Origin of the sequence: Alkalibacterium sp., from assembly GCF_046484155.1 — a bacterium.
Classification (GTDB): domain Bacteria; phylum Bacillota; class Bacilli; order Lactobacillales; family Carnobacteriaceae_A; genus Alkalibacterium.
Genome location: NZ_JAWOBT010000104.1, coordinates 1 through 26,333 on the forward strand (window position 1 = coordinate 1; position 26,333 = coordinate 26,333).

At 38.1% G+C, this 26,333-nt stretch carries 26 protein-coding genes and 1 other annotated feature; of the genes, 24 read left to right on the forward strand and 2 right to left on the reverse strand.

Annotation, left to right across the window (positions count from 1 at the left end; genetic code table 11):
- Window positions 1-226, reverse strand: a 226-nt coding sequence (locus tag R6U02_RS07325) for a hypothetical protein (RefSeq protein WP_410262960.1), incomplete at its 3' end; no start/stop codon positions are given.
- 150 nt (window positions 227-376) lie between these two features.
- Here R6U02_RS07325 and R6U02_RS07330 point away from each other — a divergent pair.
- From R6U02_RS07330 to R6U02_RS07435, 22 genes are all read left to right on the forward strand, one after another.
- Window positions 377-1,249, forward strand: a complete 873-nt coding sequence (locus tag R6U02_RS07330; RefSeq protein WP_410262961.1) for a DegV family protein — start codon at window positions 377-379, stop codon at window positions 1,247-1,249.
- A gap of 123 nt (window positions 1,250-1,372) precedes the next feature.
- Window positions 1,373-1,419 (forward strand) — a sequence feature (sodium ion sensor (DUF1646 type); this cis-regulatory element may regulate processes involved in with the transportation of sodium ions).
- Between the two features lie 40 nt (window positions 1,420-1,459).
- On the forward strand, window positions 1,460-1,786 hold the full coding sequence (locus tag R6U02_RS07335; protein ID WP_410262962.1) for a hypothetical protein: 327 nt from the start codon (window positions 1,460-1,462) through the stop codon (window positions 1,784-1,786).
- Complete coding sequence (locus R6U02_RS07340) at window positions 1,773-3,731, forward strand: V-type ATP synthase subunit I (protein WP_410262963.1); 1,959 nt, start codon at window positions 1,773-1,775, stop codon at window positions 3,729-3,731. Before R6U02_RS07335 ends, R6U02_RS07340 begins: the two co-directional genes overlap by 14 nt.
- Before the next feature lie 16 nt (window positions 3,732-3,747).
- Window positions 3,748-4,224, forward strand: coding sequence for a V-type ATP synthase subunit K (locus R6U02_RS07345; protein WP_410263059.1), 477 nt, complete (start codon window positions 3,748-3,750; stop codon window positions 4,222-4,224).
- 92 nt (window positions 4,225-4,316) lie between these two features.
- On the forward strand, window positions 4,317-4,898 hold the full coding sequence (locus R6U02_RS07350) for a hypothetical protein (protein ID WP_410262964.1): 582 nt from the start codon (window positions 4,317-4,319) through the stop codon (window positions 4,896-4,898).
- A gap of 13 nt (window positions 4,899-4,911) precedes the next feature.
- On the forward strand, window positions 4,912-5,916 hold the full coding sequence (locus R6U02_RS07355; protein ID WP_410262965.1) for a V-type ATPase subunit: 1,005 nt from the start codon (window positions 4,912-4,914) through the stop codon (window positions 5,914-5,916).
- A complete protein-coding gene (locus R6U02_RS07360) occupies window positions 5,906-6,217 on the forward strand; it encodes a V-type ATP synthase subunit F (RefSeq protein WP_410262966.1) in 312 nt (103 codons plus the stop codon). The genes R6U02_RS07355 and R6U02_RS07360 overlap by 11 nt, the downstream gene beginning before the upstream one ends.
- 12 nt (window positions 6,218-6,229) lie before the next feature.
- Window positions 6,230-8,014: a V-type ATP synthase subunit A gene (locus R6U02_RS07365; RefSeq protein WP_410262967.1), complete on the forward strand. Its 1,785-nt coding sequence runs from the start codon at window positions 6,230-6,232 to the stop codon at window positions 8,012-8,014.
- Window positions 8,007-9,383 (forward strand): V-type ATP synthase subunit B, encoded by a 1,377-nt coding sequence (locus R6U02_RS07370; protein ID WP_410262968.1) that lies wholly within the window; start codon window positions 8,007-8,009, stop codon window positions 9,381-9,383. The genes R6U02_RS07365 and R6U02_RS07370 overlap by 8 nt, the downstream gene beginning before the upstream one ends.
- Before the next feature lie 5 nt (window positions 9,384-9,388).
- Window positions 9,389-10,021, forward strand: a complete 633-nt coding sequence (locus R6U02_RS07375; protein WP_410262969.1) for a V-type ATP synthase subunit D — start codon at window positions 9,389-9,391, stop codon at window positions 10,019-10,021.
- A gap of 172 nt (window positions 10,022-10,193) precedes the next feature.
- On the forward strand, window positions 10,194-11,555 hold the full coding sequence (locus R6U02_RS07380) for a patatin-like phospholipase family protein (RefSeq protein WP_410262970.1): 1,362 nt from the start codon (window positions 10,194-10,196) through the stop codon (window positions 11,553-11,555).
- Window positions 11,556-11,637: 82 nt separating this feature from the next.
- On the forward strand, window positions 11,638-12,255 hold the full coding sequence (gmk, locus tag R6U02_RS07385) for a guanylate kinase (protein WP_410262971.1): 618 nt from the start codon (window positions 11,638-11,640) through the stop codon (window positions 12,253-12,255).
- A complete protein-coding gene (gene rpoZ / locus R6U02_RS07390; protein WP_410262972.1) occupies window positions 12,256-12,468 on the forward strand; it encodes a DNA-directed RNA polymerase subunit omega in 213 nt (70 codons plus the stop codon).
- 151 nt (window positions 12,469-12,619) lie between these two features.
- On the forward strand, window positions 12,620-13,819 hold the full coding sequence (coaBC, locus tag R6U02_RS07395; protein WP_410262973.1) for a bifunctional phosphopantothenoylcysteine decarboxylase/phosphopantothenate--cysteine ligase CoaBC: 1,200 nt from the start codon (window positions 12,620-12,622) through the stop codon (window positions 13,817-13,819).
- 13 nt (window positions 13,820-13,832) lie between these two features.
- Window positions 13,833-16,247: a primosomal protein N' gene (gene priA / locus R6U02_RS07400; RefSeq protein WP_410262974.1), complete on the forward strand. Its 2,415-nt coding sequence runs from the start codon at window positions 13,833-13,835 to the stop codon at window positions 16,245-16,247.
- 16 nt (window positions 16,248-16,263) lie between these two features.
- The gene (gene fmt / locus R6U02_RS07405; RefSeq protein WP_410262975.1) at window positions 16,264-17,226 is read left to right on the forward strand and encodes a methionyl-tRNA formyltransferase; all 963 of its coding nucleotides are present in this window, start codon (window positions 16,264-16,266) and stop codon (window positions 17,224-17,226) included.
- The gene (gene rsmB / locus R6U02_RS07410) at window positions 17,201-18,553 is read left to right on the forward strand and encodes a 16S rRNA (cytosine(967)-C(5))-methyltransferase RsmB (protein WP_410262976.1); all 1,353 of its coding nucleotides are present in this window, start codon (window positions 17,201-17,203) and stop codon (window positions 18,551-18,553) included. Before fmt ends, rsmB begins: the two co-directional genes overlap by 26 nt.
- Window positions 18,554-18,680: 127 nt before the next feature.
- Complete coding sequence (locus R6U02_RS07415) at window positions 18,681-19,400, forward strand: Stp1/IreP family PP2C-type Ser/Thr phosphatase (RefSeq protein ID WP_410263060.1); 720 nt, start codon at window positions 18,681-18,683, stop codon at window positions 19,398-19,400.
- A complete protein-coding gene (gene pknB, locus R6U02_RS07420) occupies window positions 19,401-21,413 on the forward strand; it encodes a Stk1 family PASTA domain-containing Ser/Thr kinase (RefSeq protein ID WP_410262977.1) in 2,013 nt (670 codons plus the stop codon).
- Between the two features lie 15 nt (window positions 21,414-21,428).
- The gene (rsgA, locus tag R6U02_RS07425; protein WP_410262978.1) at window positions 21,429-22,343 is read left to right on the forward strand and encodes a ribosome small subunit-dependent GTPase A; all 915 of its coding nucleotides are present in this window, start codon (window positions 21,429-21,431) and stop codon (window positions 22,341-22,343) included.
- The gene (gene rpe, locus R6U02_RS07430; RefSeq protein ID WP_410262979.1) at window positions 22,343-23,002 is read left to right on the forward strand and encodes a ribulose-phosphate 3-epimerase; all 660 of its coding nucleotides are present in this window, start codon (window positions 22,343-22,345) and stop codon (window positions 23,000-23,002) included. Before rsgA ends, rpe begins: the two co-directional genes overlap by 1 nt.
- Complete coding sequence (locus R6U02_RS07435) at window positions 22,995-23,642, forward strand: thiamine diphosphokinase (RefSeq protein ID WP_410262980.1); 648 nt, start codon at window positions 22,995-22,997, stop codon at window positions 23,640-23,642. Before rpe ends, R6U02_RS07435 begins: the two co-directional genes overlap by 8 nt.
- 61 nt (window positions 23,643-23,703) lie before the next feature.
- Here the strand turns inward: R6U02_RS07435 and rpmB are convergent, their stop codons facing one another.
- Entirely contained in the window at window positions 23,704-23,892 is a 189-nt protein-coding gene (rpmB, locus tag R6U02_RS07440) for a 50S ribosomal protein L28 (RefSeq protein WP_410262981.1), read from the reverse strand.
- A 377-nt stretch (window positions 23,893-24,269) separates the two neighbouring features.
- Here rpmB and R6U02_RS07445 point away from each other — a divergent pair, with 377 nt between their 5' ends.
- Window positions 24,270-24,635, forward strand: coding sequence for an Asp23/Gls24 family envelope stress response protein (locus R6U02_RS07445; protein WP_410262982.1), 366 nt, complete (start codon window positions 24,270-24,272; stop codon window positions 24,633-24,635).
- Window positions 24,636-24,680: 45 nt separating this feature from the next.
- Entirely contained in the window at window positions 24,681-26,333 is a 1,653-nt protein-coding gene (locus tag R6U02_RS07450; protein WP_410262983.1) for a DAK2 domain-containing protein, read from the forward strand.

The following is a 26,333-nucleotide window of genomic DNA, read 5'->3' on the forward strand; positions in this document are numbered from 1 at the left end:
GTGAAAAATAAGCTATACCAGAGAACTCAACAATACTTTCTGATTGAGACGTAGGATTAACTTGGACAACGATAGGATATCGATTCTTAACAGCCAGTTTTAAATATGTAGAAATTTGATCTCTAGGCATCTGTAACTGAACTTTTGCAATCGGTGCAAACAGTGTCCCGTATCCTTTTTTTATATAATCAACGAGTGAATGTTTATTCGCGGCTAATCTACTCATATTTATCCTCTCCCGAACGTATGTTACCCTTATTATAGCGAACGAACATACATTCGTCAATTGATTTAGAATAATTAATTTATAATGTTTCTATTTATTGTGAGAATAAGTATAATATAAAGTGTGGTAAAAAAGGAGGGAATTCAAACCGTGGATTATCAGATTATAACTGACTCAGGTAGTGATTTACCGCTGGAGTTAGTGAATCGATACGATATAGATATTGTCAATTTTACGATCAGAATTGGTGAAGAAGAATTGATCGACGACATGGGAGAAAAGTTTGATAAAAATGCATTTTTCCAACGACTCAAGAATGGCGAAACAGCTTCTACCTCTCAAATTAATGTGCACTCATATTTAGAAAAGTTCAAATATTATATCGAGAAGGGGATGCCTGTCATTTATTTAGCTTTTTCTTCAGGTATGTCGGGGACGTTTAATTCAGCAGTTCAGGCAAAAAAAATGCTTGAAGAAGAATATGAAGAAGTTGATATAGATATCATTGACACAAAAGCGGCAAGTCTCGGTCAAGGTCTCCTTGTCTATGAAGCGTGTCAAAAGAAACAAGAAGGTTATACACGTGAGGAATTCATAGACTGGGTGGAAGATAATAAATTAAACTACCACTCATGGGTAACCGTAGATGATATAAAACATTTGCAGCGTGGTGGGAGAATTTCAGCTGCTGCGGCCACTGTCGGATCGTTACTTAATGTAAAACCGATCATTGTTGTAAATACTGAAGGTGAATTAGTTCCCGCTGCAAAGATCAGAGGTAGGAAGAAAGCTCTAAATCATTTAATTGATCAAACAATCAAACGTTTAACTGAAACAGACCAGCATTCTATTTTTATCGGTCACGTTGGTGTTGTTGAAGAAGCTGAATTTATTAAAGCAAGGTTACTTGAGAGAGTAAAGCCTAAAGAGATTATCGTTTTAAGTTATGGACCTACCATAGCTGCTCACACTGGTTATGGCTCATTATCCGTCTTTAGTTACGGAGAAAAAAGAACCGTATGATTATTTAAAGTCAGTGTCTAGCAGGTAGAACCAAGCGTCTGAATTGGTATATTAATTGACAGTATACCAAGATATATGGTATATTTACTTCGTTCGTAATAGAATAAATAATACTTATTATACGGTTGGGCGTTAGCTTTCAAGGATAATTTCTTCTGGGGTGAGAAGAGGCTTGTTAGCTACGCCCATTTTTTTGAAAGGGGGAAGAAAATGAACCGAGAAGCTATAAATTATGTTAAAGAAGCAGAAGCCAGAGTTGAGGAACTTCGTGCGAATGCTGAAATCGAGATAAAAGAAATTGAAGAGTATAAAGAACAAAAAATAAATACTCAAAAAAATCTCATAGAACAAGAAGTAGAAGCTTATCGTGCAGAAAAGCATGATGAACTTGAACAAGCTTTAAGAAAAGATGAAATAGCGATAGATGAAACAGTCCAAGAAGAAACTGTAAAATTCGATGCTGCTTATAAAGGAAAAAAAGAGATGTTAGCTAATCGAATAGCGGAGGAGGTATTGCGTAAATATGGCAATAGCTAAAATGAAAAAATTGACTTTATTGGCAGAACATATCCATAAAGATAATGTTTTGAAAAGTGTTCAAGAGATGCAGAGTCTCGAAATCATATCACTTGCTGACAAGGTTGAAGAAGACTTATTGATAGGGTTCACTAGAGAAACATCTGATTCGGAAAAAATTGATTATCAGAGTAAATTGTCGGACATTGAATATTCTATTGATTATCTAGATGATCATGTTGCCAAACCTGGATTGATTGAAAAGCTGAAGTCTAAAAGAGAAGTGTTTTCTCTGGCAGAATTGGAAAAGTATGTTGAAAAAGCCGATATTGATTCACTACTTGAAGATGTTTCAACAAAAGAACAGGAAATAAACAAACTGGACGAAGAACTGAACAACTTGAGACAGGAAGAACAATTCTTGAGGAAATGGCGCGGCCTTAATTTTTTGCCAATAGAGGTCAATCAGTTTAAATTGATGCATGTCATGATTGGAACGATAGACAAAGAACAAGCAGGACCGTTTATTGATACAATTAAAGAAAACGGTAAGATTTATTATGATGAAGTATATAGAAGAAGCGATGAAATTGCTTATTTATTCATACTTCCAAAAGATGAACAAAAAGTCTTGAAGGATAGTATCAGTCAATACAGTTTCAGAGAATTGAAATACCATTATGACGTTTTACCTGAAGATGCGCTTTATCGAAATCTCTCGGAACAGAAAGAAAAAAGAGGGATAATGGCTGATCTGAAGAAGGAAATGGACGGCTGGAAATCAGTGTATAAAGATTTACAGTTAGCTGAAGAATACTACTACAATTTATCCGAAAGAAACAAAGCGAAGGGTATCCTCATCGATAGTCCTCACTTGTTCCTGATGACTGGATGGATAGAGGAAGAAAAAATTAAGAATTTGAAATCCAAGATCAACCAGGAAGTCGGAGAATACGACGTTGTTATTTTGACGGATGAAATTAAGATGGAAGAATACAGAGATGTACCGATTGTGCTGAGGAATAATAAAATAGTTCAGCCGTTCGAGATGATCACTGAAATGTTCAGCTACCCACAATACAATGAAGTTGACCCCACTCCGTATATGTTTCCGTTCTTTATGCTTTTTTTCGGAATGATTGGTGCTGATTTAGGTTATGGTCTATTATTATGGGCTGCAACATTTGTTGGTTTGAAATACCTTAATATTGAAGGGTCTACACAAAGGTTTATCAAATTCTTGCATATACTTTCATATCCGACTATGGCTGTTGGAGTATTCTATGGGAGTTTCTTCGGGATAGAACTACCCATACAAGTGCTCTCTCTGCAAGACGATGTAATTGAAATAATGATTCTTTCCGTAGCTATCGGAGTTTTCCAATTAATATTCGGTTTGTTTATGAATGGTATCATCAAAGGGCGTCAAGGACAGAGAGCCTCAAGTTACATCGATGGATATTCATGGGCGTTTATGCTCATAGGTGTCGTTCTTTATATACTAGGTTCAATGGTCTTGGATATGCCTTTACTGTCTCAGATCGGTATTGGACTGGCATTGATCAACGTAGTCGGTATTCTGATCGTTTCCACTATCTCAAGCAAGAACAAAGGACTTGGATTTGGACTTGGCTTATATAACTTATACGGAATCTCTGGTTATGTTGGAGATATCGTAAGTTATACACGATTAATGGCTCTTGGTGTAGCAAGTGCGAATATTGCTATGGCGTTTAACATGATCATCGGTTTCTTACCGCCGTTAATCAGATTTACTGTCGGTGTCGTACTGATCATTGGGTTACAGGCTTTAAATATCGCGCTTTCTTTCTTAAGTGCGTACGTTCACTCGTCTAGGTTACAATATGTAGAGTTTTTCGGTAAATTCTTTGAGGGCGGCGGCAAGCCGTTGGTTCCTTTGAAAACACTTGAAAAATATATATGGTTAAAAAAAGAAGTTAATTAAAAAAATGGAGGAATAAATTATGGATTTTGTACAAACAATTTTCGGAGAAAACATGGGTCAGGTATTTGCAGCGATAGGAATTGCTGTAGCAGTTATCTTTTCAGGAATCGGTTCATCACGCGGGGTTGCTACTGCTGGTGAAGCAGCTGCTGCTTTAACTAAAGAACAACCAGAAGCATTTGGTCGTGCATTGGTACTACAAATGCTTCCAGCAACACAAGGTCTTTACGGCTTCGTTATCGGGCTATTGATCTTGCTTGAAATCTCTCCTGACATGGCTGTATCTCAAGGATGGTATTTATTGATGGCTGGTCTTCCAGTTGGGATCACAAGTTTATCTTCTGGTGGTAACCAAGGACGCGTTTCTGCAGCAGCTATGCAGATTTTGGCTCAAAAACCAGAACACGTTACAAAAGGGATTATCTACTCAGCGATGGTTGAGACTTACGCAATTCTAGGTTTCGTTATTTCCTTAGTAATGATTACCTTATAATACCAAAACAGAATCACTTCTTTAACAGAGTATAGCCCTTTTTCAGGGCTATCATACTCTTCGTAAAAAAAGAACTACTAAGGAGGTTCAGTATGGCAGATTTAAAACTGTTGACAGAAAGAGTTGTTGAGAAAGAAAAAACAGCGATCCGTCAGCGTGTAGAAGAAGCACGTGAAATTGCTGAAGAAGAGGTACAGGCTGCTCATGCAAAAGAAGAGCAAGATAAAATTGCACGTAAGCAACTAATCGATGAACAAACTCAACAAAAATATAAAATTCGAAAAAACACATTAGAAGTTCAAAAAAGAATCAATATTCTAGCAGCAAAACAATCGTATCTTTCAAAAGTATTGAAAGATGCGAATCAGGAACTTGATCAGATTCAAGCACCTGCATTCAAGATGTTTCTTGCTGACATCCTGACTCAGTTCAAAGATGAAGGCAGCGTTGAACTCGTATTGGGTGAAAAAACATCTGGACTTGTTTCTCAAGAATGGATTGATGAAACAACGGGCAAACAGCTACAAGCAACACTTTCAAACGAGACCGTAGCTGATAAAGCTGGTGTACTTATAAAGAAAGTAGGAATCGAGTACAACTTTATGTTCGATGCCCTGATCGAAGATGCAAGAGCGGAGCTCATACGCATCATAACTGAAGAATTATTCAATTAAGGAGGAGAGAGATTTGAAAGATATCGCTTATGGTTCAAGTAATGTTCTCATTCGTGTCTATGAGAATAACCTCCTCACTCGAGCTCATTTTGAAAGAATGTTAAGATCAGATTCGTTTGATGAGGTTGTTAACGTATTACGCGAAACACCTTATCGTAATGATGTTGACAGAATAAAAGAAGACAAAAATTATGATTCTATGTTCATGAACGAGTTACATCAGACATACAACGAGATGTTTAAAATTGTTCCTAATAAGAAATTAGTTGAACTAGTTGTATTAAGGTATGCGTATCACAACTTGAAAGTCTTATTCAAAGAAGAAATAACTGATCAAGATTTAGATCACTTGTTTATTCCTATTGGACGATACCCCATCTCTGAATTACGTCAAGCAGTTCGTCTTGGAAAATCAGAGGTGCTGCCTAAAGCATACATGGATAGTATAAATGAAGTGAAAACTGATTACGAAGAATATCACAATGTGCAGTCAGTGGATATTATTTTAGACAGAAGATTTTTTACACACTTGCGTCTTTTAGCTGATGAAACAGGTGAAACGGATATACCGGCATTGATTGAACGTTATATTGATTATAACAACCTTTCAACACTCGTAAGAGGAATGAAACAAAACCGCACACGTAACTTTATGTTAACTGTTTTGTCAAGTTCAGGATCGATTCCTAAATCAGATTTATTAGATCTGATGGATAAAGATTTAAACGCCATTGCTCAATCATACAAGATGACCGATTACCGTCAACTTATTGATAAAGCAGTGGATAGTGACACCGGGGAATTATCAACAGTAAAAGTTGACTATGAAACAGATAACGCATATATGGAAAAAATGCGTGAAGCAAGGCTAGAATCGTTTGGTCCAATGCCAATCGTAGCCTATCTATATGCTAAAGAAATAGAAGTAATAAATTTACGTTTGATTTTATCGGGTAAAGAAAATGGATTATCTGCAGATCAAATCAGAGAAAGGATGCGTTTAAACTATGCCGAATAAAATTGGTGTTGTAGGAGACAAAGATTCTGTTTTAGCCTTTAAGATGTTGGGTTTTTCAGTGTCTTTCGCATCTGAAGCTAAAGAAGCTCGTCTGATTATTGATAGTATGGCGGATAAAGACTATGGAGTAATATATTTAACTGAACAATTGGCAGAGATGGTTCCAGAAACCATAAAACGCTATGATGCAAAACTGAAACCTGCCATCATTTTGATCCCCAATCATACTGGATCGCGAGGAATCGGTAAGAAACGAATCCAGGATAATGTGGAAAAAGCTGTGGGTCAAAATATTTTATAGGAGGGTACGAATTTGAGTAAAGGAACGATTGTGAGTGTTTCCGGACCTCTAGTTACGGCTAGTGGAATGGAATCAGCAAATATACAAGATATATGTCGAGTTGGGCGTTTAGGCCTTATTGGTGAAATTATAGAAATGCGTGACGATGTCGCTTCAATTCAGGTTTATGAAGAAACTTCGATGATTGGACCTGGTGAAAGTGTTGAAACTACTGGTGAAGCATTATCTGTAGAATTGGCTCCGGGCATGATTTCTCAAATGTTTGATGGTATACAGAGACCGCTGGATGAATTCAAGATAAAAACAAATAGTAACTTTCTAGAACGTGGAATGGAAATTGCACCTTTAAACCGTGATAAAAAATGGGAATTTGTTCCAGCAGTAGAAGTCGGAGCAGAGGTTGCTGAAGGCGATGTCATAGGGACTGTTCAAGAAACGAATGTGATTGAACACCGTATTATGGTTCCGTTTGGCGTTAAAGGAAAAGTGAAATCTGTTGAAACAGGTTCTTTCACTGTAACAGATAATATCTATGTCATAGATACAGACGATGGTGACAAAGAATTCACTATGATGCAAAAGTGGCCTGTCCGTCAGGGTAGACCCATTGCAAAAAAATTGAATCCGATTGAACCATTAATTACAGGACAACGTGTTATTGATACGTTATTCCCTGTTGCTAAAGGTGGAGCTGCTGCTGTACCCGGACCATTTGGAGCCGGAAAAACAGTTGTTCAGCACCAAATTGCGAAATGGGCAGACGTTGACTTGGTTGTTTATGTTGGTTGTGGTGAACGTGGTAATGAGATGACAGACGTAATCAATGAATTCCCAGAACTGATCGATCCTAATACAGGCGAATCAATTATGGAAAGAACGGTATTGATCGCTAATACTTCTAACATGCCTGTAGCAGCTCGTGAAGCTTCTATCTATACAGGTATCACTATTGCGGAATACTTCCGTGACATGGGCTATTCGGTAGCAATCATGGCTGATTCAACGTCGCGTTGGGCTGAGGCTCTACGTGAAATGTCTGGACGGCTTGAAGAAATGCCTGGGGATGAAGGATATCCTGCTTATCTAGGTAGTCGTATAGCTGAATTTTATGAACGTGCCGGAAAAGTTATCTCATTAGGGAGCAAAGGCAGAGAAGGCAGTATTACTGCCATCGGTGCCGTATCGCCTCCTGGTGGAGATACATCCGAACCCGTTACCCAAAACACTTTGCGAGTAGCTAAAGTATTCTGGGGACTGGATAGTTCATTAGCCCAGAGACGTCACTTCCCATCAATTAACTGGTTAAAGTCTTATTCACTATATTCTAATGACATGAATGCTTTTGTCAGTAAAAAACTGGATGTCGACTGGAGTGGTATGGTTGTTCATACAAAATCATTACTCCAGGACGAGTCAGAATTACAAGAGATCGTACGTCTGGTTGGTGTGGAATCACTTTCTGAGAAAGACCGTTTGAAGCTAGTTACCGCTCGTATGATTCGAGAAGATTACCTGCAGCAAAACGCTTTTGATGACGTTGATACGTATACGTCTAGAGATAAACAATATGAAATGTTGAATGCCATCCTGCTTTATCAAAAAGAAGCGGAAAGAGCAATGGATTTAGGTGCATACTACGATGAAATTATCGAAGGCACGGAAAATGCACGTGAAAAAATCGCTCGTATGAAATTCATACCTGAAGAAGAGTTAACGCGCATCAAAGAAATTAATGTACTAATTGAAAAAGAAGTTAGAGTAGTGCTTGAGAAAGGTGGTGTGGAATCAGATGCTTAAAGAATATAAAACAGTTTCAGAAATCGTCGGACCGTTGATGACTGTTCAAGGCGTTGAGGGTGTTAAATTTGATGAGTTAGTTGATATTGAATTACAAACCGGCGAACGTCGTCGTGGACAAGTATTAGAAATCAATGGGGATAAAGCAGTTGTTCAGTTGTTTGAAGGATCAACAGGAATCAACCTGGAGGATACTAAAGTCCGTTTCTTAGGTAAGCCTTTATCACTCGATGTATCAGAAGATATGATTGGTCGTACATTTGACGGCATGGGTCGAGTAAATGATGGCGGACCAGATTTGATTCCAGAAAAAAGTCTGGATATCAATGGTCAGGCAATCAACCCTATCGCACGTGACTATCCGGATGAATTTATTCAGACAGGTATTTCTACTATTGACCACTTAAATACATTAGTACGTGGTCAAAAACTGCCCGTATTTTCTGGTTCTGGACTACCACATAAAGAGCTGGCTGCTCAAATTGCCAGACAAGCGAGTGTTACCAACAAAGAAGAAAAATTCGCGGTTGTTTTCGCTGCTATCGGTATCACCTTTGAAGAAGCTGAATTCTTTATGAATGACTTCAAAGAAACAGGAGCGATCGATCGTTCTGTCCTCTTTATTAACTTAGCAGATGACCCTGCGATCGAGCGTATTGCTACACCACGTATGGCTTTAACAGCGGCTGAATATCTAGCTTTTGAAAAAGACATGCACGTTCTTGTTATTATGACAGATATGACCAACTATGCTGAAGCACTCCGTGAAATTTCGGCTGCCCGTCGTGAAGTACCTGGTCGTCGTGGATATCCGGGTTACTTGTATACCAACCTGGCATCGCTGTACGAACGTGCAGGACGATTGGAAGGAACGAAAGGATCTGTTACACAGATCCCGATCCTGACAATGCCGGAAGACGATATTACCCATCCGATTCCTGACTTAACAGGCTATATCACTGAAGGACAAATCATTTTGTCTCGTGATCTGTATAACCAGGGCTATCAACCGCCTATTGATGTTTTACCATCCTTATCACGTTTGAAAGACAAAGGTACAGGAGAAGGAAAAACAAGAGAAGACCACGCGGCAACGATGAACCAGATGTTCTCAGCATATGCCCTAGGTAAGGAAGCCAAAGAATTATCTGCGGTGTTAGGTGAAGCTGCACTATCTGAGACGGATAAAAAATATGTTCAGTTTACAGATAAATTTGAAAAAGAATACGTTGACCAAGGGAACTATACAAACAGATCTATTCAGGAAACCTTGGACTTAGCTTGGGACTTGCTGAAAGTTCTTCCAAGATCTGAACTAAAACGTATCAAAGACGATATGTTAGACAAATATATGCCAAAAGGAGAGTGAGGTAAATGGCTAAGATAGATGTCAACCCCACTCGCATGGAGCTTGCAAACTTGAAGAAACGATTAAGTTTAGCAACTCGAGGTCATAAATTGTTAAAAGATAAGCAGGATGAACTCATGCGACAGTTCATTCAGTTGATCAGGAAGAATAATGAGTTAAGAAACCATGTCGAAGAAAAACTCGAAAAAGCAATGCAGTCTTTTGCTATGGCTAAATCATTACTACATGAGAATTATATTGAAGAACTGATGGCTGTTCCTAGCCGTAGCGTATCATTGAATATGGGGCGAAAGAATATTATGAGTGTAAGAGTTCCTCAAATGAATTTCCAATATGATGATAATATTGAGGATGCTAGTGCATTAAGTTACGGTTATTTGAACTCTAATGGTGAATTGGATTTAACTTTTGAGTATCTCACAGAAGTCATGCCTAAAATGCTTGAATTAGCAGAAATTGAAAAAACATGTCAATTGTTGGCAGATGAAATCGAGAAAACGAGACGTCGAGTGAATGCTTTGGAATATATGACTATTCCGCAACTGGAAGAAACCATCTATTTCATTAGAATGAAGCTGGATGAAAGTGAACGTGCAGCGATTACTCGATTGATGAAAGTTAAAGATATGGGTCAATAATAATTTTAATAGTGAATCACTGCGAGAAGTTAGAACAGTTAACTTTTCGTAGTGATTTTATTTTGTAGCCAAAAAAAATTTTTCCGTTATAATAAAGGCATACATATCAGTGAGTTAAAAAGCTGGGAAATAGCCTGTTTGTTACGGAGAGAGGTGAATTGCTTTGAATTCAATGTTTTTTCAAAAAGAAAATGTAAGAAGGGCCATCGTTTTTGGAGGTGGCGGTGCGAGAGGTGCGTTTGAAATCGGTGTCTGGAAAGCACTGGATGAATTAGGTTATCATGCAGACATTGTAACGGGAACTTCAGTGGGAGCTTTAAATGGTGCACTTTATATTTTAGGTAATCAAGCGGAAGCAGAGGAAATGTGGAAAGAAATTGAAACCAATGATGTCCTCGGGTTTGAATTGCCGATTGAAGTGGCCAATTTCGGAGACTATAGAAAAACGGTATCAGATTTTATTGTTAAAATTGTAAAGGAAAAAGGATTAAGTACCAAACCCTTAGAAGAAATGGTCATAAAATATGTTGATGATGAACATGAAATACGCAGTAAAGACATTATTTTTGGACTTTCTACAATCAATTTCAAAACCATGAGAGTTGAAAATTATTATTTAGAAGATATAGAAAAAGGAAGATTAAAAGACTATTTGCTTGCCAGTGCCGCAATATATCCGGTTATGGAAAAATATTATATTGATGAGGTTCCTTATATCGATGGTGGGTATAGAAATAACATACCTATCGATTTAGCTCTCAAAAAAAACCCCGATCAAATGGTCGTCGTAGATATTCACGGTCCCAGCATTTTCAGACACGATCAGCGAATAGATGATGTTGAATATGAATGGATCAAAACGAACTGGCCTCTTGGAGATATGCTGCTTTTTGATAAACAGAGAACAGAAATCAATGTTAGTCTAGGTTATATGGAGACAATGAAACTAGCAAAAGCAGCCGAATATATGGGATACTGGTATACATTTGATCCAGATCAGTACACTAAAGAAAATAAAGAGTTTTATATTGTTTTACATCAATTACTGATCAGCCAGCAATCCAATCGATTATTTAAACATATCGACAAAGAAGGATACCAGCAGGAATTATTAAAAGAGTTATCAAAGAAATGGAAAAAGGTAGTAAATAAAGAAAATTTGATGTGGGCTGTTCTTGAATTGACAGGAAAAACATTTAAAATAACCCCGGATAAAAGGTATGCTATAAATGAATTTCAAGAAGCTATTAAAAACCGAGTGACTGAATTGATGGAAGCCGAAAAAACGGAACCTATAAAAGCCTTTGAGTCTTCCTATATACTTAGCAGGAAGGAATGGAGCAAAGAATTATTTGAAGAGTTACCCTTAATATCAAATCGAAGAATGACCCTACAAATAATGAAGTGGCTTACAGATGATTCGATCACTTGGGATCACCCCCTTTTTAACATCATTATAAAAGCAAAACCCTTGCCTATGATATTAGCCCTATATTGTAAGTATTTATTCTCGAAAGAAGAAGGTTTTTTTTGAAAATCATTTCATTTTCTCTCATTAATATGGTAGAATTGGGGATAAGTTTTTATTGATAGTATGAGTTGGGAAGGAAGTTCAAATGGGAGATCGTGGTTTACTAATTGTGTTATCTGGACCTTCTGGTGTTGGTAAAGGGACAGTAAGGAAAGCTATTTTCGAAAATCATTCCAATAGCTTTGATTATTCTATTTCTATGACGACTCGTCCTAAACGAGAAGGCGAAGTAGAAGGCATTGATTATTTCTTTAGGACGAAAGAACAATTTGAGAAACTAATCGAAGAAGATGGTCTACTTGAATATGCCAATTACGTAGGTAATTATTATGGCACACCAATGGAATATGTGAATAAGACTTTAGACAAAGGAAGAGATGTCTTTTTAGAAATCGAAGTCCAAGGGGCTTTAAAAGTTAGAGAAAAAATGCCGGAAGCCATTTTCATCTTTTTATCCCCACCTAACCTGGAAGAATTGAATTCTCGCATCGTGAATCGCGGAACAGATAGTGATGAAATGATTGGAAAAAGAATGAAAAAAGCTGCAGAAGAATTAAAATTGATCCAGTATTATGACTACGTAGTCGAAAATGATACGGTTGAAAATGCTGCACGGAAAATACGGAACATTATTGAGAGTGAGCACTTGAAAGTTACGAGAAACTTGAAAGAATTTGCACATAGAATAGAGGAGATGGAATAAATGTTATTATATCCTTCACAAGATGATTTATTGAAAAAAATCGATTCAAAATATTCATTAGTAATTTTAGCTGCCAAAAGAGCTAAACAATTACATAATGGAGAGGTAACACCTATGTTGGAAGATTATAAAAGTGTTAAAAATGTTGGTAAGTCTTTAGAAGAGATAATTTCTGGAGATTTAGTTATCGATCCTGACAGCATTGAAAAATAAATAAAAACCAACCTCTGTCCCAAGTATTTTATAAGAGCCTCTCTTTTAAAATACTAAGTGCAGAGGTTTTTTCTAGTATGTAAGAAAGCTGACAGAGTCGCAATGATGATATTAATGATTATTGCTAATAAAGAAATGTGAGGTGTGAGAAATGTTAAAAGGAAAAAAAGTTGCATTATATGTTACTGGAGGAATAGCCGTTTATAAAGTCGTAGATCTGATGAGGACATTAATTAAATTAGGGGCAGAGGTTCAAGTAGCTATGACTGAAGCTGCTACGCAATTCGTATCTCCCTTAACGTTTCAGGTGTTAAGTAAAAATTCTGTGTATATAGATGTCTTTACAGAGGAAAACCCACAACAAGTCAGCCATATTTATTTTGCAGACTGGGCAGATGTTGCGATAGTCGCCCCTCTTACAGCTAATACACTTGCTAAAATGGCACACGGCATGGCCGATGATTTTGTAAGCACAGCCCTGCTGGCTACCACGTGTCCTGTATTCACCATACCGGCAATGAATCACCATATGTTCGAAAACCAGGCAACACAGGCTAATATTGAAACGTTACGTGGAAGACAAGTATATGTCATGCATCCGGATGAAGGTTTTTTAGCTGAAGGTTATTCCGGGAAAGGACGGTTTCCTGAACAGTCACGTATTATCGATGAATTATATCTGTTTATACGTCAGTCAAACAGTTACCTGCCACTTGAAGGCAAGTCCATCCTAGTCACCGCAGGAGGGACAAAAGAACGTATAGACCCAGTGCGTTTCATATCTAATGATTCATCAGGGAAGATGGGGCATGCGGTCGCAGAAGCCGCCTGGGAGAAAGGTGCCGAAGTGATCCTGATCACCGCTAGTGCATTGCCAATATCTTCGAATATTAGAGTTGAACGTGTGGAGTCGGCAAACGAAATGTATGAGGCGGTGTCTAAAAAATTTGATACTAGTGATGCCTTAATCATGGCAGCGGCTGTATCTGATTACACGCCCGAAAGAAATTACAATCAAAAAATGAAAAAACAAGAACATTTAGATTTGAAACTCACAAAAACTCCCGATATTCTGAAGGAAATGGGTAAACGTAAACGTCCATCCCAATGCCTGGTCGGTTTTGCTGCTGAGACAGAAAATCTGACGGATTATGCGAAAAAGAAATTAGTGGAAAAGAAGGCAGACTTGATCGTTGCTAATGAAGTCGGAAAAAGTGACCGAGGCTTCAACGTTGATGAAAATGAAGTGACCTTTATTAGTCACCAACGTGAGCCGCAGACAATTCAGCTGAAAGAAAAAAAAGATATAGCCGAAGACATTATTGATTGGATCACAGAATTTATAAATTAAGAGGAGATGACACATGTCTCTAGTTGCAAATATCATAGTAGATGTTCCTACATTACAGACAAACAAACCATACACATATAGTATACCGGAAGAGTTTTTAACAATCATTGAACCGGGTATGCGTGTGGTCGTTCCTTTTGGGAATGGATCGAGAAAAGTACAGGGATTTGTCGTTGGAATTAACGATAACGTATCACCTGATATGAATTTAAAAGCTATCGAGTCATTAATGGATAGTTACCCAGTTTTAACACAAGAGCTGCTTCGCTTGGGTAAATATTTGTCACATCAGACATTCAGTTTTCAAGTAAAGTGTTATCAAACCATGCTCCCTGCGGTGATGCGGGCTAAATACAGTAAAATCATCAGAATTATAGATGAAATTCCAGAATCACTTTTGTGGGATGTATTTAAAGGAAAAGATGAATTGAGCTGGGAAGAAGCTGAAAAACAAAATGTTTTGAGTCAGATTATTCAGCTGGAAAAACAAGATAAAGTCGAAATCGAGTATGATGTGAGCGATAGAGCAGCGGTGAAAAAAATAAAAAAAGTAAGAGCACTGCTTGATTTTGAAGAGTACGAGGAAATTAAAGCAGAGATTCGTTCGAATGCAATCAAGCAACAGCTGTTGCTTGATATTCTGCAATCTTTGGGTAAAGCATCTTCATTATCTTATTCAGAATTAAAAGAATGGGATGTTTCCTCATCGACGGTTCTGACCGGAGCGAAAAAGGGATGGTGTGAAGTTTTTGATGAAGAAGTGTACCGAGATCCATTTGCTTCTTCTGAATTTGAACGAACGAACGCCATGTCTCTGACAATAGAGCAGACACATGCCTTCAATCAAATCAACCAATCAATCAAAGACCACCATCATGACGTATATCTTCTCAAAGGGGTCACTGGCAGTGGTAAAACAGAGGTCTATTTACAAACGATCGCTGAGGTCATTGATGAGGGCAAAGGCGCACTCATGCTGGTTCCGGAGATTGCTTTAACACCTCAAATGGTCCATCGGTTTAAGAGTCGCTTTGGCGAACAAGTAGCTGTCTTACACAGTGGGTTATCTAATGGCGAGAAGTACGATGAATGGCGTAAAATCGAAAAAGAAGAAGCCAAAGTCGTTGTCGGTGCCCGCTCGAGTATCTTCGCACCGTTAAAAAACATCGGTATTATTATAATTGACGAGGAGCATGAAACAACTTATAAACAAGAAGAATTTCCTAAATATCATGCGAGAGATGTCGCTATCTGGCGTGGAGAGTACCATGATTGTCCCGTCGTTTTAGGCAGTGCGACACCTTCTCTGGAATCGCGGGCACGCGCGACCAAAGGTATCTTCACTTTATTGGAATTGAATAAGCGTGTGAATAATCATCCTATGCCAGAAGTCGATGTTATCGATATGAGGGATGAAGCTAAAAAAGGGAATCATTCAATTTTTTCTGAATCATTGCTAGCAGCTTTAGCAAAGAGGATTGAACGGAAAGAACAATCAGTGTTATTATTGAATAGACGAGGCTATTCTTCCTTTGTGATGTGTCGGGATTGTGGGTATGTACTGGAATGTCCTAATTGTGATATATCTCAGACACTGCATATGGATACCAAGACGATGAAGTGCCACTACTGTGGGCATGAAGAGGCCATCCCCAAAAAATGTTCGAAGTGTGATAGCCGATCTATCCGATACTATGGGACTGGCACACAAAAAGTAGAAGAAGAACTTAAAACCTTGCTTCCACAGTCAAGGATTATTCGTATGGATGTGGATACGACAAGGAAAAAAGGCGCGCATGAAAAATTATTTAATAAATTTGAAAAAAAAGAAGCGGACATACTGCTTGGTACTCAAATGATTGCTAAAGGCTTGGACTTTCCGGAAGTGACCTTAGTAGGTGTCATCAATGCCGACACGGCGTTAAGCCTGCCAGATTTTCGTTCTGCAGAAAAAACATTTCAGCTACTAACTCAGGTGAGTGGGCGGTCCGGTCGGGGCGAAAAAGAAGGTAAGGTGATCGTTCAGTCTTACAATCCTGAGCATTACGCCATACAATACGCCAAAAAACATGATTATGATGCTTTTTATAAAAGAGAAATGCATTTAAGGCATTTAAGTGAATACAGTCCGTATTATTTCCTGCTTAAAATTTCTGTGAGTCATGAAAATGAAATGACCGCCGCTAAAAAAATCAGTCAATATACGGATTATATTCGTCCGGCTTTATCTGACCAAGCGATCGTGTTAGGACCTACGCCAAAGTCTATCGCCAGGACACACAACCGGTATCATTTTCAGGTTTTGATTAAATATAAACAAGAAGCGGAATTAACTCAAAAAATACACGACTTGTTACAGGAAACACAGAAAGAACAGGCTAAAGGTGTGTTCATATCCATCGATTATCAGCCTTTAGATTTTATTTAGAAACGAGGAATAACAAATGTATAAAGTGGTTTTCATGGGAACACCCGCATTTTCAGTGCCTATTTTAGAAGCTTTAGTAGATAGCGATTTATGTGAAGTGAGCGCTGTTGTGACCCAGCCTGACAGGAAAGTCGGGAGGAAAAAAAAGTTAACAGCCACTCCGGTCAAAGAAAAAGCAATGGAATACGACATTCCTGTTTTTCAACCTGAAAAGCTATCCGGAAGTGACGAACTGAAAGCAGTATTAGCATTGAGACCTGATCTGGTTATTACAGCTGCATATGGCCAATACGTGCCAACATCACTTCTTCATACACCCAAATTCAAAGCCATTAATGTGCATGCATCATTGTTGCCTAAGTATAGAGGTGCTGCACCCATTCATTATGCTTTGATCAATGGAGAAGAAGAAACAGGCGTGACGATAATGTATATGGAAAAAGAAATGGATGCAGGAGATATTATATCTCAAAGACCTTTAACTATCGAAAATTCCGATACAGTAGGAAGCTTATTTACAAAATTAAGTATATTAGGCAGAGATCTTTTAATGGAAACATTACCGCAGGTATTTAACCAGGAAATCAAGCCGCAAAAACAAAATGAATCAGAAATCACCTACGCACCGATGATTACACCGGCAGAAGAAAAAATAGACTGGTCAAAATCAGCCGAACAAATCAATAATAAAATCAGAGGGATGAATCCTTTTCCAGGAGCATATACCTTTTTTAACGGTCAGCGATTTAAAATATGGAAAGCTGACACATTAAAAATAGCTAGCGATGAAAAACCTGGGACAATCATCAAGTTAAACAAGAATGAATGTATTGTAAATTGCGAAAACCAAACAGCTCTATCACTTAAAGAAGTTCAACCCTTTGGAAAACCTAAGATGCAGATAAAAGACTTCTTAGCTGGGGCTTTAAATTATTTAGAAGAAGGAATGCGCTTTGACGAAGACAAACTTGAAAAATAGCAGCCGCTATATTGCGGTTACCATATTAGAAAAAATAGAAAAGAATCAATCATTCAGCAATGTCCTGTTGAGTGAAGCGGTGAATAATCACCAGTTATCAGATAAAGACAGAGGCCTTTTGACAGAACTTGTTTATGGAGTCATTCAAAATAAACTGTTATTGGATTATCAGCTTGAACCCTTTATTAAACAACCTAATAAAGTGGAAAATTGGGTCAAACAATTACTTCGCCTCTCTTTGTATCAAATGACTCAGCTCGATAAAGTCCCGACCCACGCAAGTGTGAATGAAGCTGTTCGTATTGCAAAAGCAAGAGGACATAAAGGGATTTCCGGGTTTGTAAACGGCGTGCTGAGAAGTATCGATCGACAAGGTGTTCGCTCTCCTGAGGACATCGCTGACCCGGTGACTTATCTTTCAATCAAATATAGTTATCCAAAATGGATAATTGAACTATTGATTGAAGAAGTTGGAAAAGAAGAAACCGAAAAAATTGCCCAGTCATTATCCAAACGAGCTCAAGTGAGTCTGCGTGTCAATACAAAATTAAAAGCGATGGATGATGTCATTGAACAACTGGTTCAAGAGGGATTCGAAGTAAGGGAAAGTGAAATAGCAAAAGATGGATTGATTTGTGAGAATGGTTTACCTGTACAGTCCGATTTATTTAAAAAAGGGATTATAACTGTTCAGGATGAGAGCTCCATGCTTGTTGCAGAAGCTATGCAAATTGACGAAACGGATAAAATTCTAGATGCCTGTGCTGCTCCCGGTGGGAAAACGACGCATATGGCCAATTATTTAAATGAATCAGAAGGGTCTATTGTGGCACTTGATCTACACAAAAATAAATTAGGGAAAATTCACGAGAACGCTGAACGTCTAGGCGTTTCTGCGCTCATTGAAACCCAAGTATTGGATGCTAGAAAAAGCACTGAAGTATTTGCCGGCCAAACGTTTGATAAGATACTCGTGGATGCTCCTTGTTCGGGGCTTGGTTTAATGAGGCGAAAACCGGACATCAGGTATCAAAAATCAATGGATGATATCTTTTCTTTACAAAAAGTGCAACTGGATATATTAAATAACGTTGCTCCTTTATTGAAAAAAGGCGGACGACTGCTTTACAGCACCTGTACAATTACATTAAAAGAAAACAATGAAGTAATCGAAAACTTTTTGCGAGACAATACTGATTTTACAGTTGAACCAGTCTATACGCATAAAGGGGTCGTGCAACTTTCTAAAGAAGGGTATGTCAACTTATACCCTCACTATTTTGATACTGACGGATTTTTTATAGCCAGTCTAATTAAACAAAAATAAACAAGAGGTCAAAACGAATGACGGGATGTTTTTCGTTTTCACCTCTACATAGTAAAGATTAATAATAGTTAAGCGGGAGTGAATAAAACTGGAAATTTTTAAGAAGACGCTTATTGGTAAGCGTTCAATCAATCAAGACTACGTTGAAACATTTTTAAATAAAGATAATCAATTGATAGCTATTTTATGTGATGGAATGGGCGGTCATAAAGCAGGTGATATTGCGAGTGAAATGGCTGTCTTGCAAATAGGTAACCACTGGGCAGAAACATCTTTTAGTGACAGTGATGAAGCAAAAGAATGGCTCGATCAGCACATTAATTTAGAAAATCAGAGAATATATAGGGTGGCTAAGTCCTATAGTGACTTAGACGGAATGGGAACGACCATCGTCGCCGCCGCATATGTAGATAATGACATAATCATTGGTAATGTCGGAGATAGTCGGGCTTATTACTTTAATCAAGAAGACTTGACATTGATCACTGAAGATCATACATTTGCGAACGAGCTGAGACTTAAAGGTGAGATCTCAGAAGAAGAAGCAAAAAATCATCGTCAACGACACACGTTGACACGTTCGTTAGGCGTTTTCAATAAAGTTGAGATAGATTTTTTTGTTTTTGAAAAGTCTAATGATTCGATTCTCATGTTGTGTTCAGATGGACTTTCAAATGGATTAGAGAATGAATTAATGAGTGAAATTTTGACAAGTCCATATTCTATAAACGATAGAGGTAACATACTGATTGAAAATGCGTTACAAAATGGATCTACAGACAATATAACGGTTTGTATAATTAATAATAAATTCGATACAGACAGTGAAGGAGAGGAGGGTAAATAGATGAAAGTCGGTGAAAGAATAAGTAATCGCTACAAACTCATCAGAGAAATAGGATCGGGCGGCATGGCTAAAGTTTTTTTAGCAGAAGATTTAATTCTGGAACGTCAAGTCGCTGTCAAGCTGATGGCTTACAATTTTCACAATGATGAGTCCAGTATTCGGCGTTTCAAAAGAGAAGCGTTATCTACAACTGAATTACTACATTCAAACATAGTCAATGTGGTCGACGTTGGAGAAGATGAAACGCCTTATATTGTGATGGAGTACGTTGAAGGCTATAATTTAAAGGAATACATCAAAGAGCATCACCCCATTCCTTATAAAAAAACCGTGAAAATCATGACTCAAATTTTGGGAGCTGTGGAATATGCTCACAAGCATAATATCATTCACAGAGACCTTAAACCTCAAAATGTTTTAATCGATCACGACGAAACAGTTAAAATTACTGACTTTGGAATAGCTGTAGCTTTGTCTGAGAACTCTATCACACAAACAAATTCACTTTTAGGTTCTGTACACTATATTTCGCCAGAACAAGCTAGAGGAAGTATGGCGACTAAGCAGTCGGATATCTATTCGCTTGGTATATTATTATATGAACTACTCACAGGAGATGTTCCTTTTGATGGAGAATCGGCTGTATCTATTGCCCTTAAACATTTTCAAAATGAAATGCCTTCGCTGCGAGCAAAAGATGCATCCTTACCGCAAGCGCTGGAGAATGTCGTTTTAAAAGCTACGGCAAAAGATCCGATACATCGCTATCAATCTGTATATGAAATGAAAGAGGACATAAGAACCGCGCTTTTACCGAGTCGAGCTGATGAAGAAAAATTTGTTCCTACAGATCATATTGATGATGAGACACAAGTGATTAGACCTCTGGGAAAGTCTGAAGTGACAGAAAAGTCAGCATCTACTCCTGAGGAAAAAGATACGAATGAAAAAAACAATACGAACCGATCAGAATCGGCTCGGTCGGGGAAACGGAAAAAAGTACTCTTGATGATCATTGCTGTGCTTATCGTGTCGGTACTAGTTATTTTGTTGTTTATCTTTACCCAGCCGAAAGAAGTGCAAGTTCCTGATCTTCAAGGAATGACGGCCGGTGAAGCAGAAAGTGAGTTAGTAAATCTAAATTTAAATGTAGGAGAAACATTTGAACAGAATCATGAAGAAATTGGGACAGGTCTAATTATACGAACGAATCCTGATGCAGATTCTGTTTTGAGAGAAGCCGGTGAAGTGAATTTATACATCAGTCTCGGTAAAGCTCCCGTGACAATCGATAACTATGAAGGAAAAGTGTATGAAGACGTCCGAGCTGAACTGACTGATTTAGGTTTTACTGTAGAAAGAGAAGACGACAATGACGACACGATACCGGAGGGGCATATCATGTCTCAAAGCATTGAACCGGACGAAAAAATCATTCCTAGTGAGACAACTATCGTGTTAACCGTAAGCGAAGGGCCTGCAGGGCACAATTTAGTTAATCTAACGGGTTATTCGCCAGAAGGTGTGGAAAGATATGCCGATGATTATAATTTGTCTGTAACGATTACTCGTGCACCTCACGGGACGATTCCTGAAGGGCAAGTGGCGAGTCAGTCTCCTGAACCGGGATCGGTCGTTTACAACGGATCCCGTATTTCAGTTGTCTTTTCTACAGGACCAGAAGAAGCGGAAATTATTTCCTTCGATAAAGGTATTATTATAAAATACGTGGATATTCAAGAAGACGCTGAAACGAGTGAAGGAGAACCGGTAAATGAAAATGGCGAACCCGAACCTGAACCTGAAGAAGCAGTTAAGGAACCGAATCAAATTGAAATATACGTAGACGATGCTGAAAATTCATTTGATAAGATTTACCGTAAATTTGATATCTTTGAGGACACCCCCGAAATTATTTCTTTTAATATCGAAGAGGGAAACACGGCCAGCTATAGAGTTGTGAGAAATGGTGAAATCATTATGGAAGAGACAGATATTACGCCAAATGATTAGAGAGGAAGTGATTACTTGAATAAAGGTCAGATTATTAAAGCATTGAGTGGGTTTTACTATATCAAAACGGCTGAAGGGACAATTTATCAGACACGGGCACGGGGCATTTTTCGCAAGAATAAAATTACACCTTTAGTTGGTGATTATGTCGAATTCAGTTACGGTACAGAGAAAGAGGGAACCTTGGAAAAAATCTTTCCGAGGAAAAACGAGTTGGACAGACCTTCCGTTTCCAATGTCGATTTAGGGATTATCGTCATGTCTATCAGCAGTCCTGATTTTTCTTCATCCTTACTAGACCGGTTTCTTGTGTCATTGGAATACAGAGATATCGAGCCAATCATTTACGTGACCAAAACGGATATCGCTACTGAAGCAGATTATAGCCAAACTAAAGCAAGGTGTGAAGAATATAGAAAAATAGGATACACGGTTATTTTACCTGAGCATAAAAAAGAAATGGAGCCCGAGGATGTTAAAGCAAGCTTACAGTCTTATGTTGAGGATAAAACAGTTGTCTTCATAGGACAATCTGGTGCGGGGAAATCCACATTATTAAATAAGATCGATCCTGATTTAAACATCAAGACGGCAGACACATCTAAATCACTTGGAAGAGGGAAGCATACCACACGGCACGTGGAACTTATTCCTGTGATGGGAGGCCTTATAGCAGACACACCTGGTTTCAGTGCAATCCAATTTGATAAAGTAACTGAACAGGAATTAAGTGAATGCTTTCCCGAAATATGGGAAGAAGGTAAAAAGTGTCGGTTCAGTAGCTGCATTCATCTTAATGAACCCAATTGTGCTGTGAAAGAAGCAGTCAAGAATGGTGAAATAATGGAGTACAGATACAAAAACTATTTATCCTTATTAGAGGAAATTAAAAATAGGAAACCACGTTACGGAAAGAAAGGGGAAAAATAATGAAAATTGCACCTTCGATACTAAGTGCGGATTTTGCTAATTTAAGAGAAGATATTATCAAAGTTCAAGAAGGTGGCGCAGATTGGATCCATGTCGATTCAATGGACGGTCACTTTGTTCCCAATTTAACTTTCGGATCCATTGTAGTCAAAGCCATTCGACCACATACTCACTTGCCCATCGATTGTCATTTGATGGTAGAAAACCCTGATTACTTTATCCAAGAATTTGCCGAGGCAGGAGCGGATTATATCTCTATTCATTTAGAGAGTACGCCTCATGTTCAACGCGCTCTGCAATTGATTAAGAGTTTTAACGTCAAAGCAGGTATCGTTATAAATCCAGCTACCCCGGTCAGTCTTTTAGAGGATATTATTCACATGGTAGATCTGGTGCTGGTTATGACGGTTAATCCAGGATATGGAGGTCAATCGTTTATTTATGAAACACTGAGTAAAATTAAAACGTTAGATACATGGAAAAAAGAAAAAGGGTGTGACTTTCTAATTGAAGTAGATGGCGGCATCAACACAACAACAATAAAACAATGTGCCGAAGCCGGCGCAGACGTTTTCGTAGCTGGTTCTTATGTATTTAATTCATCCAATCCTGAAGAACGCATCGAATCATTAAAAAAAGCGGTGAGAGATAGTGCCTAAGACCGCTCATATTGTCCTTGGAGCTCCTACAGATAACGCAGTATTCCCAACCCCTCGGACAGAGGATATTGTGATAGGTGTGGACAGAGGTGCGGTTGAATGTTTGTCTAGAGGCATAACTGTAACGACAGCCGTGGGTGATTTCGATTCTATTTCTGCTGAAGAAAAAGCTGATTTGAAGGCAACTGCCGATTTTTATATCGAGCACGCTGCGGATAAGGATGACACAGATGCAGAGATTGCATTGAGTCTGGCTGTGAAAGACGAAACAGTGAGTCAAATTTCGGTATACAATTGGTCCGGGGGACGACTTGATCACTTATTGAGTATCTTATATATGGTTTATCAGCCGCGTTTTATTGATAAGATTGGTTCGATCACACTGATCAATAAGGCAAACACAATAAATTTTTATCATCCGGGCGGTTACACGATAGTGAAAGAAGATTCGAAAACGTATCTTTCTTTTATAGGCATGACCGCTTTAGAAAAGCTGACTTTAAAGAGTGTGAAATATCCCCTAAACAACAAATCTTATGACTATCCAGTAGCTTTGGTGAGTAACGAATTTTCAGAAGAAGAATGCCGGTTTACTTTTGAAAAAGGGATTTTAGCGGTTATTCAAAGTGGAGATAAATAAAAAGAACGGATATCTATAAGAGGCTAAAGCCTCTTGATAGATATCCGTTCTTTTATCGTTTTTAAACGCGTTCAACTTTACCTGATTTTAAAGCGCGAGCTGAAACCCAAACTTTTTTAGGTTTACCATCAACCATAATACGAACTTTTTGTAAATTCGCACTGAAGGTACGTTTAGATTTGTTATTAGCGTGAGAGACATTATTTCCGCTTCTAGCTTTACGTCCAGTTACAAAACATTCTTTAGCCATTTTTTCTCCTCCTTCGTGCTTAGCTTTAACTAATAAAAGCTAACTCATACTTATCTAAAATAGCATAATTAAGAGAATGAAGCAAGTATTTTTTAAAAAAGAATCAAGTGTTTTACCTTTACAGAAGATGAAATTGAAAGATGAAATCGGTATCTTTCAACACTATACAATAAAACTCTCTATAAAAGTATCCTGTTACAGTGTATACTGTATGAAGTGTAATGAAAATCAACCCTTTTAGTTCCAGATATTAATGAGTATGATGATAAGATGTGACACTGTCTTTTTTTATTGTGCATAATATGCTAAAATATGTTTGAATATCAAAGGGAAAAATGACAGATAATTATTTCTACCAATTGAGAGGAGATTGAGGTATGAGCATACAAATGAATACAGATTATGGAAATATAGAAATGTCGAGTGATGTGATTTCTACAGTAGTCGGTGGCGCTGCAACTGCAATATTCGGCATAGTTGGAATGGCCAGTCGTAATCAAGTACGCGACGGTATCAATGAAATATTAAATAGAGATAACTACTCTAAGGGTGTCATTGTAAGACAAGAAGACAAAGATATAGCTGTAGATGTGTATATTATTGTAAGCTACGGGACAAAGATTACTGAAGTATCTAAAAATGTACAAGAAAGAGTTAGATACCAGCTTGAACACGACTTAGGGATAAAAGCAAGTTCAGTAAATGTGTTTGTCCAGGGCGTCAGAGTTCAAAACGATTTGTAAGCCAAAGTCACGTATTTTTAAGTGACAAAGGAGGATAACGGAAAAGTGGATGTAAATAGTTTAAAAGCGAAAAAGTTTAGAGAAATGGTGACTGTGGGCAGACAGCGTCTGGAAGAACATGCAGATTATGTTAACTCGTTGAATGTCTTTCCTGTTCCAGATGGAGACACAGGAACAAATATGAATCTTTCTTTCACTAGCGGTTCCAATGCAGTGAAAGAATCTTCCAGTGAAAAAATGGGAGAAATTACGCAAGCATTAGCCAAAGGATTACTTATGGGTGCGAGAGGAAACTCTGGCGTTATTTTGTCCCAATTGTTTAGAGGATTTGCAAAGGCATTAGAAGGAAAAGATGAAGTTAATGCAGCAGACCTCGCACAAGCCTTTCAGGGCGGTGTTGAAACGGCTTATAACGCAGTAATGAAGCCCGTTGAAGGAACAATTTTAACGGTGGCTAGACAATCAGCTAAAGCCGGTCTGAAAAAAGCAGAAGAAACTGATGATATCATAGAATTAATGGAAACAGTTTTAAAAGCTGCCAAACGTTCACTTAAGAAAACGCCTGACTTGTTACCTATTTTAAAAGAAGTGGGTGTCGTTGACAGTGGTGGTCAAGGCCTAGTCTATATCTATGAAGGGTTTTTATCATCGTTGACAGGCGAAGCGCCTGTTGAGGAAGGAAATAATAACTTGGAAGAAATGGTTCGAGCTGAACATCACAGAAGTGGGGTTCATGAACACGTGAACACTCAGGATATTACTTATGGATACTGTACTGAAATCATGGTGCATATCGGAGAAGGCGAAACAGTTGAAAAAGAATTTGATTATGACGAGTTTCGTAATCATTTAAATGAGATGGGCGATTCCTTACTTGTCGTTGCTGATGATGAAATCATTAAAGTTCATGTTCATACAGAACGACCAGGTGAAGTCATGAACTATGGTCAAAAATTTGGATCATTGATGAAAATCAAAGTTGATAACATGCGCGAACAGCATTCTGCATTGTCCGGAGATAAAGTTAAACAGGTAGAAGTGAAAGACTTCGCTGTTGTAGCTATTGCAGCCGGAGAAGGACTCAAGGAATTGTTTGAAAGTTTGGGTGTCGATTGCGTTCTGCAGGGTGGTCAAACGATGAATCCAAGCACTGAAGATATCGTGAAAGCGATGGAAAGTGTCCCGGCTAAACAATACATCATTTTACCGAACAATAAAAACATATTTATGGCTGCTGAGCAGGCAACGAAAGTCATCGATGCCGAAGCTGTTGTAGTACCAACACGAACGATCCAACAGGGCTTAACGGCAATGTTGGGTTATAACCCTTCTCAAGATATTGAGACAAATAGTGAAGCGATGACTGATGAAATAGAGTTAGTCAAGTCTGGTCAAGTGACCTTCGCGGTAAGAGATACTGAGTTAAATGGATTAACCATCAATAAGGATGATTATATGGGTATTATAGATGGAGATATTAAAGTAACTGCTCCAGGACTCTTTGATACCGCCTTAGAGACGATTAAAGCCATGTTAGATGACGAAAGTGAGATTGTGACAGTGCTGATCGGTAAAGAGGGTTCTGAAGAAGAGGCGGATAAATTAGCTGAATTCATGGAAGAGAATTATCCTGATATCGAAATAGAGATACATCAAGGTGGACAACCTGTATATCCTTATTTAATTTCAGTAGAATAA

Bases quoted from the DNA above. Each gene is read 5' to 3' on its own strand.
- R6U02_RS07360 (WP_410262966.1), top strand. From the start codon at position 5,906: ATGCCGAATAAAATTGGTGTTGTAGGAGACAAAGATTCTGTTTTAGCC.
- rpe (WP_410262979.1), top strand. From the start codon at position 22,343: ATGAAAATTGCACCTTCGATACTAAGTGCGGATTTTGCTAATTTAAGA.
- fmt (WP_410262975.1), top strand. From the start codon at position 16,264: ATGTATAAAGTGGTTTTCATGGGAACACCCGCATTTTCAGTGCCTATT.
- coaBC (WP_410262973.1), top strand. From the start codon at position 12,620: ATGTTAAAAGGAAAAAAAGTTGCATTATATGTTACTGGAGGAATAGCC.
- R6U02_RS07335 (WP_410262962.1), top strand. From the start codon at position 1,460: ATGAACCGAGAAGCTATAAATTATGTTAAAGAAGCAGAAGCCAGAGTT.
- rpmB (WP_410262981.1), bottom strand. From the start codon at position 23,892: ATGGCTAAAGAATGTTTTGTAACTGGACGTAAAGCTAGAAGCGGAAAT.
- priA (WP_410262974.1), top strand. From the start codon at position 13,833: ATGTCTCTAGTTGCAAATATCATAGTAGATGTTCCTACATTACAGACA.
- R6U02_RS07370 (WP_410262968.1), top strand. From the start codon at position 8,007: ATGCTTAAAGAATATAAAACAGTTTCAGAAATCGTCGGACCGTTGATG.
- R6U02_RS07350 (WP_410262964.1), top strand. From the start codon at position 4,317: ATGGCAGATTTAAAACTGTTGACAGAAAGAGTTGTTGAGAAAGAAAAA.
- R6U02_RS07380 (WP_410262970.1), top strand. From the start codon at position 10,194: ATGTTTTTTCAAAAAGAAAATGTAAGAAGGGCCATCGTTTTTGGAGGT.
- gmk (WP_410262971.1), top strand. From the start codon at position 11,638: ATGGGAGATCGTGGTTTACTAATTGTGTTATCTGGACCTTCTGGTGTT.
- pknB (WP_410262977.1), top strand. From the start codon at position 19,401: ATGAAAGTCGGTGAAAGAATAAGTAATCGCTACAAACTCATCAGAGAA.
- rpoZ (WP_410262972.1), top strand. From the start codon at position 12,256: ATGTTATTATATCCTTCACAAGATGATTTATTGAAAAAAATCGATTCA.
- R6U02_RS07445 (WP_410262982.1), top strand. From the start codon at position 24,270: ATGAGCATACAAATGAATACAGATTATGGAAATATAGAAATGTCGAGT.
- R6U02_RS07340 (WP_410262963.1), top strand. From the start codon at position 1,773: ATGGCAATAGCTAAAATGAAAAAATTGACTTTATTGGCAGAACATATC.
- R6U02_RS07375 (WP_410262969.1), top strand. From the start codon at position 9,389: ATGGCTAAGATAGATGTCAACCCCACTCGCATGGAGCTTGCAAACTTG.